General features: G+C 61.4%; 13 protein-coding genes. 6 read left to right on the top strand and 7 right to left on the bottom strand.

Going from position 1 to position 14,184, the window contains the following annotated elements:
• Nucleotides 1-98: 98 nt before the first annotated feature.
• The 7 genes from AAD018_RS06700 to pyrH form a co-directional block, all read right to left on the bottom strand.
• Nucleotides 99-224 carry a hypothetical protein gene (locus tag AAD018_RS06700; protein ID WP_367314729.1) on the bottom strand — a complete coding sequence of 42 codons (126 nt, stop codon included), beginning with the start codon at nucleotides 222-224 and terminating at the stop codon, nucleotides 99-101.
• Between the two features lie 84 nt (nucleotides 225-308).
• Nucleotides 309-1,637: an RIP metalloprotease RseP gene (gene rseP, locus AAD018_RS06695; protein WP_412005206.1), complete on the bottom strand. Its 1,329-nt coding sequence runs from the start codon at nucleotides 1,635-1,637 to the stop codon at nucleotides 309-311.
• A gap of 4 nt (nucleotides 1,638-1,641) precedes the next feature.
• Nucleotides 1,642-2,814, bottom strand: a complete 1,173-nt coding sequence (gene dxr / locus AAD018_RS06690; protein ID WP_367314727.1) for a 1-deoxy-D-xylulose-5-phosphate reductoisomerase — start codon at nucleotides 2,812-2,814, stop codon at nucleotides 1,642-1,644.
• Complete coding sequence (locus tag AAD018_RS06685; protein WP_367314726.1) at nucleotides 2,811-3,617, bottom strand: phosphatidate cytidylyltransferase; 807 nt, start codon at nucleotides 3,615-3,617, stop codon at nucleotides 2,811-2,813. The genes dxr and AAD018_RS06685 overlap by 4 nt, the downstream gene beginning before the upstream one ends.
• A gap of 1 nt (nucleotide 3,618) precedes the next feature.
• On the bottom strand, nucleotides 3,619-4,350 hold the full coding sequence (gene uppS / locus AAD018_RS06680; RefSeq protein WP_367314725.1) for a polyprenyl diphosphate synthase: 732 nt from the start codon (nucleotides 4,348-4,350) through the stop codon (nucleotides 3,619-3,621).
• A gap of 572 nt (nucleotides 4,351-4,922) precedes the next feature.
• Nucleotides 4,923-5,486 carry a ribosome recycling factor gene (gene frr, locus AAD018_RS06675; RefSeq protein ID WP_367314724.1) on the bottom strand — a complete coding sequence of 188 codons (564 nt, stop codon included), beginning with the start codon at nucleotides 5,484-5,486 and terminating at the stop codon, nucleotides 4,923-4,925.
• 341 nt (nucleotides 5,487-5,827) lie between these two features.
• On the bottom strand, nucleotides 5,828-6,493 hold the full coding sequence (gene pyrH / locus AAD018_RS06670; RefSeq protein ID WP_412005225.1) for a UMP kinase: 666 nt from the start codon (nucleotides 6,491-6,493) through the stop codon (nucleotides 5,828-5,830).
• Between pyrH and AAD018_RS06665 the strand changes: the two genes are divergently transcribed.
• The 6 genes from AAD018_RS06665 to AAD018_RS06640 all read left to right on the top strand — a co-directional run bounded on the left by AAD018_RS06665 (nucleotide 6,419) and on the right by AAD018_RS06640 (nucleotide 14,177).
• Nucleotides 6,419-6,577, top strand: coding sequence for a hypothetical protein (locus AAD018_RS06665; protein ID WP_412005229.1), 159 nt, complete (start codon nucleotides 6,419-6,421; stop codon nucleotides 6,575-6,577). The genes pyrH and AAD018_RS06665 overlap by 75 nt on opposite strands.
• A 99-nt stretch (nucleotides 6,578-6,676) precedes the next feature.
• The gene (miaA, locus tag AAD018_RS06660) at nucleotides 6,677-7,534 is read left to right on the top strand and encodes a tRNA (adenosine(37)-N6)-dimethylallyltransferase MiaA (protein WP_367314722.1); all 858 of its coding nucleotides are present in this window, start codon (nucleotides 6,677-6,679) and stop codon (nucleotides 7,532-7,534) included.
• Between the two features lie 250 nt (nucleotides 7,535-7,784).
• Nucleotides 7,785-9,446: an ABC transporter substrate-binding protein gene (locus tag AAD018_RS06655; protein ID WP_367314721.1), complete on the top strand. Its 1,662-nt coding sequence runs from the start codon at nucleotides 7,785-7,787 to the stop codon at nucleotides 9,444-9,446.
• A 98-nt stretch (nucleotides 9,447-9,544) separates the two neighbouring features.
• Nucleotides 9,545-10,591, top strand: coding sequence for an ABC transporter permease (locus AAD018_RS06650; RefSeq protein ID WP_367314720.1), 1,047 nt, complete (start codon nucleotides 9,545-9,547; stop codon nucleotides 10,589-10,591).
• Nucleotides 10,592-10,602: 11 nt separating this feature from the next.
• A complete protein-coding gene (locus AAD018_RS06645; RefSeq protein ID WP_367314719.1) occupies nucleotides 10,603-12,057 on the top strand; it encodes an ABC transporter permease in 1,455 nt (484 codons plus the stop codon).
• Nucleotides 12,058-12,092: 35 nt separating this feature from the next.
• A complete protein-coding gene (locus AAD018_RS06640; RefSeq protein ID WP_367314718.1) occupies nucleotides 12,093-14,177 on the top strand; it encodes a dipeptide ABC transporter ATP-binding protein in 2,085 nt (694 codons plus the stop codon).
• The last annotated feature ends 7 nt before the right edge of the window (nucleotides 14,178-14,184 follow it).

The following is a 14,184-nucleotide window of genomic DNA, read 5'->3' as shown; positions in this document are numbered from 1 at the left end:
CCCGTTATCGTTACTGGCGACGATTAGCTAAAGTCGGGTAGGTTGTCAAAACGTCTACGTCGGATTTCGATCAATCGCGCCAGCCCAATCTGGACCTTTCAGAGCGTCGCCAGATAGGCTCCGGCCCACATTGCACCGCCCAGAACGAGCACGGACAGCAGCCGGTCGCGATTCAACTCGATAAGAAAGGCAAATCCCTGAACACCTTGGGTCAGCGTATGCATCGATACTGCTCCATCACTTTGGACAGCCTGAAACTACGCTTCGAATATGGCACAAAGTGGGCAACGATCCGGAGGGATCCTGTCCTAACATCTCAAATCGTTGAAAATTGCAAAGATCATCAGACAGCCCAACAGCGCGATGCCAAAAGCCATCAGGATCTTCAGCGCCTGCTGCGACGGGGGTTTGCGGGCCACCGCCTCATAGGCATTGAAGACCAGATGCCCGCCATCCAGAACCGGGATCGGGAAAAGGTTGATCAGCCCCACCGCCGTCGAAAGCGCCGCGATAAAGAGGATGAAATCGTCCAGCCCTTGGCTGGCCACCGCGCCCGAAACCTGCGCGATCCCGATCGGACCCGACAGGTTGCAGGTGGAAATCACGCCTTGAACAATCGCGGCAATCGCCTCGAAGGTCATCGTGATCAGCCCCCAGACCTGAAGCACGCCACCCCAGATTGCCTGAAAGACGCCAGGCCGCTCGGTCGCCGGCTCAAAGAACGCACCGCCAGAAATGCCGATGAGATACCGCTTCTCGAACCCGCCTTCCGGAAGCGGGCTGTCGGTTTCCCTCGGGCTAAGCGTGAACTGCAACTCGCGCCCGTCGCGCCAGATATCCAGAACGACGGGGCGCCCCTCGGCCGCCGTCACCTTGTCGATAATATCCTGAAACGCCACGATCGGATCGCCATCAATCGCGGTGATCACGTCGCCTTCCTTGACCTCGACGTCAAAGGCGGCTGTCTGCGGCCCCACGAACAAGACCCGGGCCGGATGGGGATGCGGACCCTGGACGACCATCTCCTCTCCGTCACGAAGGATCCGGTAATCAAAGACGGGCTCCGACGATAATTCAGAGGCAAGATCGTTCATCGATGCGGCATCGGGCGTCTCTTCTCCGCCCACTGCCAGGATCACATCACCTTCTTCAAGCTCCTGAACCTCGTAGGGCAAAGGTGGCAAGGCCCCTATCGTCAACGGACTTTTCGTCTGTCCGAAATAAAGCCCGATCCCGGCGAAGATCACGATGCTCAGGATGAAGTTGAATACCGGCCCCGCCGCGATCGTCAGCGACCGCGCCCAAAGAGGCGCGCCCAGCATCGTATCGCGCGGCGGCGGATGATCGCCCGCTGTGAGCATCCCGTCGGCGACCACACTGGTCGCGTTCGAATCCCCGTTGAACTTGACGTAGCCCCCGAAGGGAAGCGCCGCGAACTGCCACTTCGTCCCGCGCTTGTCGACGCGCGAGAACAGAACCGGCCCGAAACCGATCGAGAACACCTCCGCCCCGATTCCGCACCAGCGCCCGACAATGTAATGCCCGTATTCATGGATCGCGACGATGATCGACAGCGCCACCACAAAGGCCGCCATGATCCACAGGAACCCGCCCGAGGCGTCGATGAACTGCTCCAAACCGCTATTCCCTGTCCGCTCGCATGAGGCGCCGCGCATAATCGCGCGCCGTCCTGTCTGTCTCCATGACCATATCTAAGTCATCGACGGCATTTCCAAGGCCGTTTTCCGCTGACATCGCGTCGAGCGTCCCTTCGACGACCTCCGCCATCCGCAGAAATCCGATCTGCCCGGCGATGAACCCGTCCAGCGCCTGCTCCTTGGCGGCGTTGAAAGCCGCTCCGGCACGCCCGCCGGTTTCCATCACCCGCCGCGCCAGATCAAGCGCCGGATAGCGCGCCGGATCGGGTGCGCGGAAGGTCAGCTGCCCGATCTCGGCCAGATCGAGCCGCGCCACCGGCAGATCCCGCCGTTCGGGCCAGTGCAGCGCATAACCGATCGCATGGCGCATATCGGGCGGGCCTACGTGGGCCATCAGCGCCCCATCGATATAGCCGACCAGCGCGTGAACCAGGCTTTCGGGGTGGACCACCGTCTCGATCTTCTCGGGCGGGATGCCGAAGAACTCCTTTGTCTCGATCAGCTCCAGCGCCTTGTTGAACATCGAGGCGGAGTCGATCGTGATCCGCTGCCCCATATCCCAGTTCGGATGCGAGGACGCTTCGTCGACCGTCACATGGGCCAGCTCCTCCAGCGGGCGATTCCGAAATGCGCCCCCGCTCGCCGTGATGATGACCCGCTCGACCGACCGCAAATCCTCGCCCGCAAGCGCCTGAAAGACTGCCGAATGCTCGCTGTCGACCGGCAGAATGGTCGCCCCCGACCGCTCCGCCGCGGCCATCAGCAATGGCCCCGCCGCCACCAGCGTCTCCTTATTGGCCAGCGCCAGCGTCCCGCCGCGCCCCGCGACCGCCAGCGACACCGCGATCCCGGCAGCTCCGACGATGGCGGACATGACCCAGTCCGCCTCCCGCTCCGCCGCCTCGACCAACGCACCCGGCCCGCCTGCCGCCTCGATCCCGCTGCCCGTCAGCCGCGCGCGCAGCTCCGGCAAGGCCGCCTCATCGGCGATCACCGCAAGCTCTGCCCGATGCTCCCGCGCCAGCTCGGCCAAAGCCGTCGCATCCGTCCCGGCGCTCAACGCGACGACCTGATACTCACCGGCCGCCCGCCCGATCAGATCAAGCGTCTGCCGCCCCACCGATCCTGTCGCCCCAAAAACGCTGACCCGTCTCAAAAGGCGACACCCGGCACGTCAACGACCAAGGCCACGAACAGCATGAAAAGCGACGCGCCCAAAAGCCCGTCGAACCGGTCAAAAAGCCCGCCATGCCCCGGGATCAGCGTACTGGAATCCTTCACATTCATCCGCCGTTTCAATGCGCTTTCGGCGATATCGCCCATCTGTGAAGAAAAGCTCAACAGCGCAGAAATCCAGACGATATCCCAACCGGCATTGGTAAAAAGCAGGAACACCCATCCCACCACGGCGGCCGCGACCCATCCCGCCGCTGTCCCGCTCCAGGTCTTCTTGGGGCTGACCTTCGGCCAGAACTTCGGCCCGCCAAAGGCCCGCCCCGCGAAATAGCCGAACACATCCGTCGCCGCGACCACGAGGATCAGCCAAAGCAGCCAGAGCGCGCCGAAATCCTCGCGAAACACCACAAGCCCCCAACCCGCGATCTGAATGCCAAGCGCAAACAAAAAGAACGTCTTCCGCTCGGTCTTCAGCACAGCCGCCCCGACAACAGGCACAATCAGCATGAACACCAGGAACAGCGCCCGGTCCGAGACAAGCAGCCCCGACAGAACGCTCGCCACCCCCGCGGCCAACAAGGCGCCCGTCGTGGGCACCTGCGGGCGGATCATCATCCACAGCTCCCAGACCATGATCGCAGTGACAAAAACCGCCAGCATCTGAAACCAGACGCCGCCCACGAGGATCGCCAGAATGCCGCCGCCCGCGATCGCCAGCCCGGACACGGTCCGGACCGTCAAATCATCCCATTTTCCCGGATCGGGCAGCCCCAGCGGCGTCATCTCAGGCCTTCACGGCTCCGAACCGCCGGTCACGCGCACCATAGCCGTCCAGCACCTTGGCAAACTCGCCGCGCGTGAAATCGGGCCACAGAGTATCCACGAATTCGTATTCGCTATAGGCTGACTGCCAGAGCAGGAAGTTGCTGATCCGCGCCTCCCCGCTCGTGCGGATCACCAGATCGGGATCGGGCAGAACACGCGTGTCGAGATAGCGCGCCAGCGTCTCGTCGGTCACATCCTTGTAAGACAGCGCGCCCACGCTCACATCATAGGCCAGCCGCTTTGTGGCGCGCGCGACCTCGTCCCGGCCGCCGTAATTGAGCGCAATCGTCAGATGGACCCGGTCATTGCCGCTGGTCAAAAGCTCAAGCTCGTCCATCATCGCGACCAGCTTGTCCTCCAGCCGCATCCGGTCGCCGATGAATCGCACCCGCACACCGTTTTCCAAAAGCGAGCGCGCCTCGCGTTCGATATACCGCTTGAAGAGCTTCATCAGACCGGCAACTTCCGTCTGCGTGCGCTTCCAGTTCTCGGTCGAAAAAGCAAAGATCGTCAGGTACTTGACCCCCAGATCCGGACAAGCCTCCACGATCTCGCGCACGCGCCGCGCGCCCGCATGGTGCCCGAACAGCCGGGGCCGGCCCCGCGCCTGGGCCCATCGGCCATTACCATCCATGATGATCGCAACATGCTGCGGTCCCGCGCGCATCGCCTTCATATCCTGATCGGCCATAGGGCCTCCCTTACCGGCGCGATATGCACCTCTCGTTGGGTTAAGCCATAACGGCCCCCGCCCGCCAGCACCACCCACTCCTCCCTAGGATCAGGTCAGTTTTCGCGCAGTTTTCACGCATAAACGTCACATGCCCCGCATGTGAGGCGTGCTGGTAAGCGGTTGCGAAGCAACTACGGCAGCACCCGGTTGCAATACCGGGCACACCACCAGCCTATGTCCCGGACTTGATCCGGAACCTCTACGTCACATGCTTTGCATGTGACGCGTGCTGGTAAGCGGTTGCGCAGCAACTGCGGCAGCACCCGGTTGCAATACTAGGCGCACCAACCGCCTACGTCCCGGCCCCCGCGCCGGGACCTCTCCTTCACCCACAAGCGACCGCCTGATCCTCTGGGCTCCGCCCGTTCAGCTCTCGATCTGTCCACTGGACGGCTCGCCACCTCCAGTGGACAGAGCTTCACCTCCGCCCGTTCGGCTCTCGATCGCTCCACCGGACGATGTCACGCTGGCTCGGGGGCTCCGCCCGTTCGCGCCTGAAATGCTCCACTGGAGCATTTCCACGACGGCGCTCACACCTGCATGATCTCGCCTTGCTTGGTCTCGAGCTGCGCATCGACGGCCTTGATATGCTTGTCCGTCAGCTCCTGAACCGCGGCCTCCCAGAACTTCTGGTCGTCCTCGGACATCCCATCGGCCTTCGCCTTCTTGATCTGGTCCATCCCGTCGCGGCGGATGTTGCGGACAGAGACCCGCGCATTCTCCGCATAGCTCGCCGCAACCTTGGTCAGCTCGCGCCGCCGCTCCTCGTTCAGCTCGGGAATGGGCAGCATGATGATCGTGCCATTCATCTGCGGATTGATCCCCAACCCGCTCTCGCGGATCGCCTTCTCGACCTTATTGACGAGCCCTTTGTCCCAGACATTGATCGTCACCATCCGCGGCTCAGGCACGTTGACCGTCCCCACCTGGTTGATCGGCGTCGGAGAGCCATAGGCATCGACCATCACCGGCTCCAGCATCGACGCGCTGGCCCGCCCGGTCCGAAGCGACGCAAACTCCGTCCGAAGCGAACTCATCGCGCCGTCCATCCGCCGTTCAAGGTCATCGGTATCCAGTTCGAAATCGTCTGCCATGGCGTTGGTCCATTCGTCTTGTCGTTTCGCGCGGTATAGCCGCGCGGGCCGACGGTTTCCAGATATGTCGTCTTGCGGCCGACAGGCAGTCCCGTCCCGGCCTTGCGCAGGGGCCTCCCATCGGCAGCGACTCAAACCGTAGGAAAGCGAAAAGACCGAAGAGGCATCTGGACCCGATTAAGTCCGTTGCCTCGACCGCCTCGCGTTCGGAGCCTTAACCCCAAGTCATCCCGAAAATCCACCGACCGGATACCGACAGAATACCGACCGGATACCGACACGCCGATTTCGCGGAAATCCGAGAATTAACCCTCGATTCGAACCCGAGCGCTGCGGCGCGTCTAGCCGTGCACCGTCGTCGAGGTGCCTTCCCCCGCCAGGATGCCCCGAAACCCTCCCGGCTCATCCAGAGAGAAGACGATGATCGGCAGATTATTGTCCCGTGCCAAAGCAATCGCCGAGGCATCCATCACACCCAGATGCTTTTGCAGGACCTCGTCGTAAGTCACTGTTTCATAACGCTTTGCATCATCGTGCTTGGCCGGGTCCTTGTCATAGACGCCGTCCACTTTCGTCCCCTTGAAGATCGCCTCGCAAGCCATCTCGGAAGCGCGTAGCGTGGCCGCCGTGTCGGTCGTGAAATAAGGATTCCCCGTTCCGGCTGCAAAGATGCAAATTCTCTTTTTTTCCAAGTGCCTAACGGCACGCCGGCGAATATAGGGCTCGGCCACTTCGTTCATCGTGATCGCCGAAATGACCCGAGTATGGATCTTCAAAGCCTCCAAGGAGGACTGCATCGCCAGCGCATTCATCACCGTCGCCAGCATCCCCATATAGTCCGCCGTCGTCCGTTCCATCCCTTGAGCAGAGCCCTGCAAGCCCCTGAAAATATTGCCTCCTCCGATGACCATGCAGATCTCGACGCCCATCTCGTGAACGCTCGCAACCTCGCGCGCAATGCGCTCGACGGTCGGCGGATGAAGCCCGTAGCCCTGATCGCCCATCAAGGCTTCACCGGAGATTTTCAGAAGAACCCGTCGGAAGGCCGTTTGCCTGCTCGCATCCATCGCACCCGTGCCCCCGCTCTTTGATTTCGCCGCAAAATGTCGCAAAAGGAGCCATGGTTCAATGGCCGATCCATCATCCACTACCCGATACCGCAGCCTGCCGCCGATATGGCCCCTAATCCTATGAAAATAGATGATATTCCTAAAGACAAGCCGGTCCTCATCGCCGGTCCGACCGCCAGCGGCAAGTCCGCCCTGGCGCTCGAGATCGCCGAGAGGCAAGGCGGCACCATCCTCAACGCCGATGCCCTCCAGGTCTATGACGGATGGCGCATCCTGACCGCCAGACCCTCGCCAGAGGACGAGGCCCGCGCCCCTCACGCACTCTACGGTCACGTTCCGCCATCGGAAATTTACTCGACGGGTCAATGGCTTCGCGACATCACACCCCTCCTCGGCGGCCCCCGGCCCATTATCGTCGGCGGTACCGGCCTGAACGTCTTGGCGCTCACCGAAGGGCTCGCGCCTATCCCTCCCGTGCCGCCGGAGATCCGCACCGAAGGCGACGCGCTTTCTCTCGAGGGCCTCCTGCAAGAGCTTGATCTCGAAACGAAATCCCGGATCGACACCGCCAACCGCGCCCGCGTCCAGCGCGCTTGGGAGGTCCTGCGCGCGACCGGCAAGCCGCTGGCCGCGTGGCAGGCGGAGACGCCCGCTCCGATGCTGCCGCTGAATCAGACCACACCGATCCTGATCGACGCGGACCGCGACTGGCTGGCAAGCCGGATCACCCAACGCTTTGATATCATGCTGCAATCTGGCGCCCTCGACGAAGCCCGCGCGATGCGCCCGCACTACGATCCGGCCCTCCCGTCCTCCAAAGCGATCGGAGCGACCGAGCTGATTGCCCATCTGGACGGCAAGATGTCTCTCGAGGCTGCCAAAGAGGCGGCAATCGTGCAGACGCGTCAATATGCCAAGCGGCAGCGCACCTGGTTCCGCGCCCGTATGAAACGCTGGGTCCGCGTCACATATCCTTGATAGATAAGACCAATTTCACACGTCTTTGCGGTTGCATTGCGCGGGATATGTCGCTTTCATTACGCGCAGACGTCGCAAACCGACCTTTTGATGCCGTTCTGGTTGATTGACGTGTAACGATTGCAAAGGCCGGATGGCCATCGAGGGGGACTGCAGTTCACGACGACGACAGGCCTATCGATCCGGTAGCTCTATCGGGATCGCGCCTGATCACTTTGACAATAAAGAAAAAACGTATGGGGAGATCCACATGACAAAGACAACAGCACCCAAAGTGCACAAAGCCGCGCTGATGTATGCCGAAGAGCTGAAGGCCGGCAGGATCAGCCGCCGTGAGTTCCTGACCCGCGCCACCGCGCTCGGCGTCGCCTCGGCGACCGCGTACTCGATGATTGGCCTCTCCAGCTCCGTCCAGGCCGCCGAGCACATGCAGAACGGCGGAACGCTTCGCATCCAGCAGAGCGTCAAGGCAATGAAAGAGCCGCGCACCTACGACTGGAGCGAGCTAGGCAACCAATCGCGCGGATTTCTTGAATATCTGGTGGAATACAACGCCGACGGCTCGTTCCGTGGCATGTTGCTGGATAGCTGGGACGTCAACGATGATGCCACAGAATATACCCTGACCATTCGTTCCGGCGTCAAATGGAACAATGGCGACGACTTCACTGCTGAGGATGTCGCCCGCAACATCACTGGCTGGTGCGATAAATCGCTTGAGGGCAACTCCATGGCCAGCCGGTTCGGGGGCCTTATCGACGAAGACTCCGGTCGGGCTCGCGATGGCGCGATCGAGATTGTGGACGATACGACTGTTAAACTTACCCTTTCCAGCCCGGATATTGCGATCATTGCGAATATGTCCGACTACCCAGCCGCCATCACCCACTCAAGCTATGACGGCGGCGATCCGTTCGACAACGGGATCGGCACCGGTCCCTTCCGTCCGGTCAGCATGGAGGTTGGCGTCCGCTGCGTGCTCGAGCGCGTGACGGAGCAGGAATGGTGGGGCACATCCGTCTATGGTGGCCCCTATCTCGACCGGATTGAGTTCATCGATTACGGCACCGACCCCGCAGCCTGGGCCGCAGCTGCTGAGTCAGAAGAGATTGATTTGCTTTACGAATCTCTCGGCGAATTCATCGAGCTGATGGACGCGATCGGCTGGGAGAAATCCGAAACCGTCACTGCCGCGACGACTGTCCTGCGCCCCAACCAAGCGGCTGAAGTGGACGGCGTCACGCCCTACGCCGATGCCCGCGTTCGCCGCGCGCTCGCACTTGCTGTGGACAACGCGGTCTGCCTCGAGCTGGGCTATTCCGGCCTTGGCGAAGTCGCGGCGAACGATCATGTCTGCCCAATTCATCCCGCCTATGTCGATATCGGTCCGTCCGAGCATGATCCCGAGCAGGCCGTCGCGCTGATGGAAGAGGCTGGCATGGCCGATTTCGAGCACGAGCTCATCACCATCGACGACGACTGGCAGCGTAATACGGGCGATGCCGCGGCAGAGCAGATGCGGGATGCCGGCCTTAATATCAAACGGACCATCCTGCCTGGCAGCACCTTCTGGAACGATTGGACAAAGTACCCGTTCAGCTCCACCCAGTGGAACCATCGCCCGCTTGAAGTGCAGATCCTCACTCTTGCCTACCGCTCTGGCGAAGCGTGGAACGAGACGGCGTTCGACAATGCCGAGTATGACGCTCTGATCAACGAGGCGAACTCGGTCGCCGACGCCGATGCCCGCAAGGAGGTGATGGAGAAGATCCAGACGCTCCTGCGCGAGGAAGGCGTGATCATCCAGCCCTATTGGCGCTCGCTCTATACGCACCACAACGGCACGGTCGTGAATGCCGAAAAGCATCCGTCACACGAAATGCATCTCTATAAGTTCGGCTTTACGGCTTAAATTTATAAAGCTTGACCGACCGGCCTCGCAGCCGGTCGGTTTCTATTGAGCGACCTTCAGACACTCCGAGCCGCAGATCCGGCAGACAAAGGATATCCATGGGACGTTTTATCCTGCAGCGCGCAGGCATCATGCTTCTGACGGCGCTTTGTCTGACCTTCATCGTCTTCGCGCTGACGAACCTTTATCCGAACCTCGAAAAACTCGCTAAAACCCAGGCCAATAGCCGGATGACCGATACCGAGGTCGTCTCCTGGCTTGAAAATCGAGGCTATCTGCAGCCGCTTCCGGTCAAATACGGCCAATGGCTCGGCGTTCTGCCCGGCTATGTCATCGAAGGCAGCGATGGCCGCACCCGCGCCCGCTGCGCCCCCGACGGCGTCCCGACGGACGATACCCCGCGGTTTTGCGGGGTCCTTCAGGGGGACTGGGGCACCTCCACCGTCTTTCGTGAAGATGTTGCCGAAATCGTCGGCAAACGGCTTGGCCTGACCGGATGGCTCATGCTGGCGGTGATGTGCGTGATGGTGCCGGGAGCTCTCCTGCTCGGCGTGCTCTCGGGCATGCGTGAAGGCAGCCGCACGGACCGGACGCTCTCGACCGTCTCCATCGTCTCGACTGCAACGCCGGAATACGTCTCGGGCGTGCTTTTCATCGCGATCTTCGCCTCCTCGGCAGTGGGCCTCAAATGGTTCAAGGGCACAGCAACCAGCGCGATGGAGGATATCACCTTCGCCAACTTCACTCTGCCTGTGATCACAATCGCGCTTTACGGGATGGGCTATATCGCTCGCATGACCCGCGCCTCGATGACCGAAGTGATGACAGCGCAATATATCCGGACCGCCCGGCTTAAGGGGGTCAGTTTCCGCAATATCGTGCTGAAACACGCGCTCAGAAACGCATTGATCGCGCCTTTCACGGTAATCATGCTGCAGTTCCCGTGGCTCCTGAACGGCGTCGTGATCGTCGAGACGCTCTTCAACTACAAGGGCTTCGGGTGGACCCTCGTTCAGGCCGCATCGAACAACGATATCGAGCTGCTTTTGGGCGTCTCGGTCGTCTCCGTCATCGTGGTTCTAGTCACGCAGCTGATCTCGGATATCGGCTACGTCTTCCTGAACCCCCGCATCCGCATCTCGTAAGGAGCCGCCCCATGGAACCGCTCACCTGGACCGGAACGCTCGGCGCCTACCTCAATCCGCTGCTGGCGCTCTTCGCGGCGGTTTTCGCTGTCGCTGCCGTCGCACAATTCATCCTCGGCTTTGTCCTGCAACCGGGTCGGACCACCGCCAATGCGGACGGGACCCTGTCGGTGGAGCGCGGCCCGCTTGAATGGATCGGCGAAGCTATGAAGTGGAGCTTTCTCGGCATCGTCCTCGTTGTCCTCGCCTATCTGTTGGGCGGGATCGTGACACCCTACGGCACCGGCGGGATCATCGGCGCGATGTCCGCGCGGTTCCTTCCCGTCTGGATCGCTCTCATCGCGACTTTCGCCCTCTCGATCACGTTCAAACGCCGTCTCGGCCTCTACGGAAAGCTTTTCGACAGCCCGATTGGGATGGTGGGCTTCGGCCTTGTCATGTTCTGGGTCTTCACCGCTATCTTCGGCGGGCCCCTCGACATGATTATCACTCACGATCCGCTCTCGCAGGTCTCGGGCCTCAAGAACAAGATCCCCGGCGTTCCCGTTCCGGGGATCGAGGAGATGGGCGTCGGCGCGCATTACCTGCTGGGCGGAGACAACCTCGCCCGAGATATCTTCTCGCGTATGGTCGAAGGCGCCTGGATTGTGATCCAGATCGCCCCGCTAGCCACACTCTTCGCCTTCATGGTGGGCATCACGCTGGGTCTTCCGGCGGGATATTACGGCGGAGCGCTCGATACCTTTCTAAGCTTTCTGGCCAACCTGATCCTCGCCTTTCCAGTGATCCTGCTATTTTATTTGCTGGTCACGCCCGAGATCGTCGCGACCGGCATCCCCAGCTACATGGCCGCTGTCCTCTTTCTTTTCCCGGTGATCTTTCTCGGAGTGCTCCTGAACTCGCGCTACTACACGCAGCCGACCTTCCGCACCGGGCTGTTGATTGTCGTTCTGGGCATCGCCGGCTTCACCTACCTGGCGATCATCTCCCAACGCGGCACGCCGCTTCAGATCCTGCCCAATGCGATCGATCCTATCACCATCAATGGAGGGATCCTCGTTGTCTTCGTCTCAGTGGTTTTCGTGAACGCACCCACGGTCTTCCGCATCGTCCGCTCGCTCGCGCTCGATATCCAGACGCGCGATTACGTGGCTGCTGCCCAGACCCGGGGTGAGGGCGCGTGGTACATCATGCTCTGGGAAATCCTGCCTAATGCACGGGGACCGCTCATCGTCGATTTCTGCCTGCGTATCGGCTACACGACCATCCTTCTGGGTACGCTCGGCTTCTTCGGCCTCGGCTTGCCGCCCGAGAGCCCCGACTGGGGCTCGACAATCAATGAGGGCCGCAAGCTGCTCTCGATCTACCCGCACCCCGCTCTGCCCCCTGCCGTCGCGCTTCTGACGCTGGTGCTAGGGCTGAACCTGCTGGCCGACGGCCTTCGCGAAGAAAGCCTGAAAGACTGACCATCATTCGACCGGCCGCAGATGAAGGACCGCACATGACCGACCCTGACTATGACGGCCCCATCCTAGAGATCGACAATCTCTCGATCTCCTTCTTCACGCGCCTGCGAGAGATCCCAGCGGTCATGGATTTTTCCGTCCGCGTCCGCCCCGGCGAGGCAATGGGTTTGGTCGGCGAATCCGGTTGTGGCAAGTCCACCGTGGCGCTGGGCGTCATGCAGGATCTGGGCGTCAACGGGCGCGTCGTCGGCGGATCGATCAAATTCAAGGGCCGCGATCTGGGCCAGATGTCCGATGCCGAGCTGCGGGATATCCGCGGCTCTGAAATCGCGATGATCTACCAGGAACCGATGGCTTCGCTCAATCCTGCAATGAAGATCGGCAAGCAGCTGATGGAGGTGCCGATCATCCACAAGGGTATCTCCGAAAAAGAGGCCTATGACCGTGCACTCGAGGTCGTCACCGACGTCAAGCTGCCCGACCCCAAGCGCATCCTCGACGCCTATCCGCACCAGCTTTCGGGCGGCCAGCAGCAGCGCATCGTCATCGCCATGGCGCTTATGTCCAAGCCGTCCCTTCTGATCCTAGATGAGCCGACGACGGCGCTTGATGTCACGGTCGAGGCGGCAGTGGTCGAGCTCGTCAAAGAACTCGGCGTCAAATATGGCACCTCGATGCTGTTCATCAGCCACAATCTGGGGCTGGTGCTAGAAACCTGCGACCGCCTTTGCGTCATGTATTCCGGCGAGGCCGTCGAGACCGGCAGCATCGAGGATGTCTTCGACAAGATGCGCCACCCCTACACGCAGGCGCTTTTCCGGTCGATCCCGCTGCCCGGCGCCGACAAGAACTCCAAACCGCTCATCGCCATTCCCGGTAACTTCCCCCTGCCCCACGAACGCCCGCCGGGCTGCAATTTCGGGCCGCGCTGCGATTACTTCGAAGAGGGTCGCTGCGACGCGCAAACCATCCCCATGGCGACTGTGGAAGGCGACGAACGGCATCGCACGCGCTGCCTGAGGTTCGAGGAAATCGACTGGTCAATGATCCCGCTCGGCAGCGACACCAAGGAGAAATCCGAACCCGGCGACGTGATCCTGAAGATCGACGATCTCAAGAAGTACTACCAAGTCGCCGCCTCCGCCCTCTTCTCCGGGGGCAACAAGAAGGTCGTGAAGGCCAACGAGACACTCTCCTTTGAGGCGCGCGAAAGCGAGACGCTCGCTATCGTTGGGGAATCCGGCTGCGGCAAGTCGACCTTCGCCAAGGTTCTCATGGGGCTCGAGACCGCGACAGAAGGCTCCGTCATCCTCGACAACCGCGAGATCGGCCAGACCGAGATCGCCAATCGCGACACCAAGACCGTCTCAGACATCCAGATGGTCTTCCAAAATCCGTTCGACACCCTCAACCCCTCCATGACCGTGGGGCGGCAGATCATCCGCGCGCTCGAGATCTTTGCCGTCGGAAACAGCGAGACGGAGCGGCGCGACCGGATGCTGCAACTTCTTGATCTGGTCAAGCTGCCGCGCGAATTCGCAGGCCGCATGCCGCGCCAGCTATCGGGCGGTCAGAAGCAGCGCGTCGGCATCGCCCGTGCCTTCGCCGGGGACGCCCGCATCGTCGTCGCGGACGAGCCCGTCTCGGCGCTTGATGTGTCGGTTCAGGCCGCCGTCACCGATTTGCTAATGGAGATCCAGCGCGAGCATAAGACGACGCTCCTCTTTATCTCCCATGACCTGTCCATCGTGCGCTATCTCAGCGACCGCGTCATGGTCATGTATCTGGGCCACGTGGTCGAACTCGGCACAACCGATCAGGTCTTTGCCCCGCCCTATCACCCCTATACAGAAGCGCTTCTCTCCGCCGTGCCTATCGCCGACACCCGCGTGAAGAAAAAACATATCGTCCTCGAAGGCGACATTCCGTCGGCGATGAACCCGCCCCCCGGCTGCCCATTCCAGACCCGCTGCCGTTGGAAGTCCAAGGTCCCTGGCAACCTATGCGAGACAGAGGTTCCGCCGATGAAAACCACTGCCGACGGCTTGCAGATCAAGTGCCATCTGACCGACAGCCAGATGGAAGAGATGGAGCCCGTTATCACCATCGCCGCCGAATAGCGCCGGA

This window comes from Aestuariibius insulae, assembly GCF_040783535.2.
Lineage (GTDB): Bacteria > Pseudomonadota > Alphaproteobacteria > Rhodobacterales > Rhodobacteraceae > Aestuariibius > Aestuariibius insulae.
This window is presented reverse-complemented; position numbering and strand designations above follow the sequence as displayed.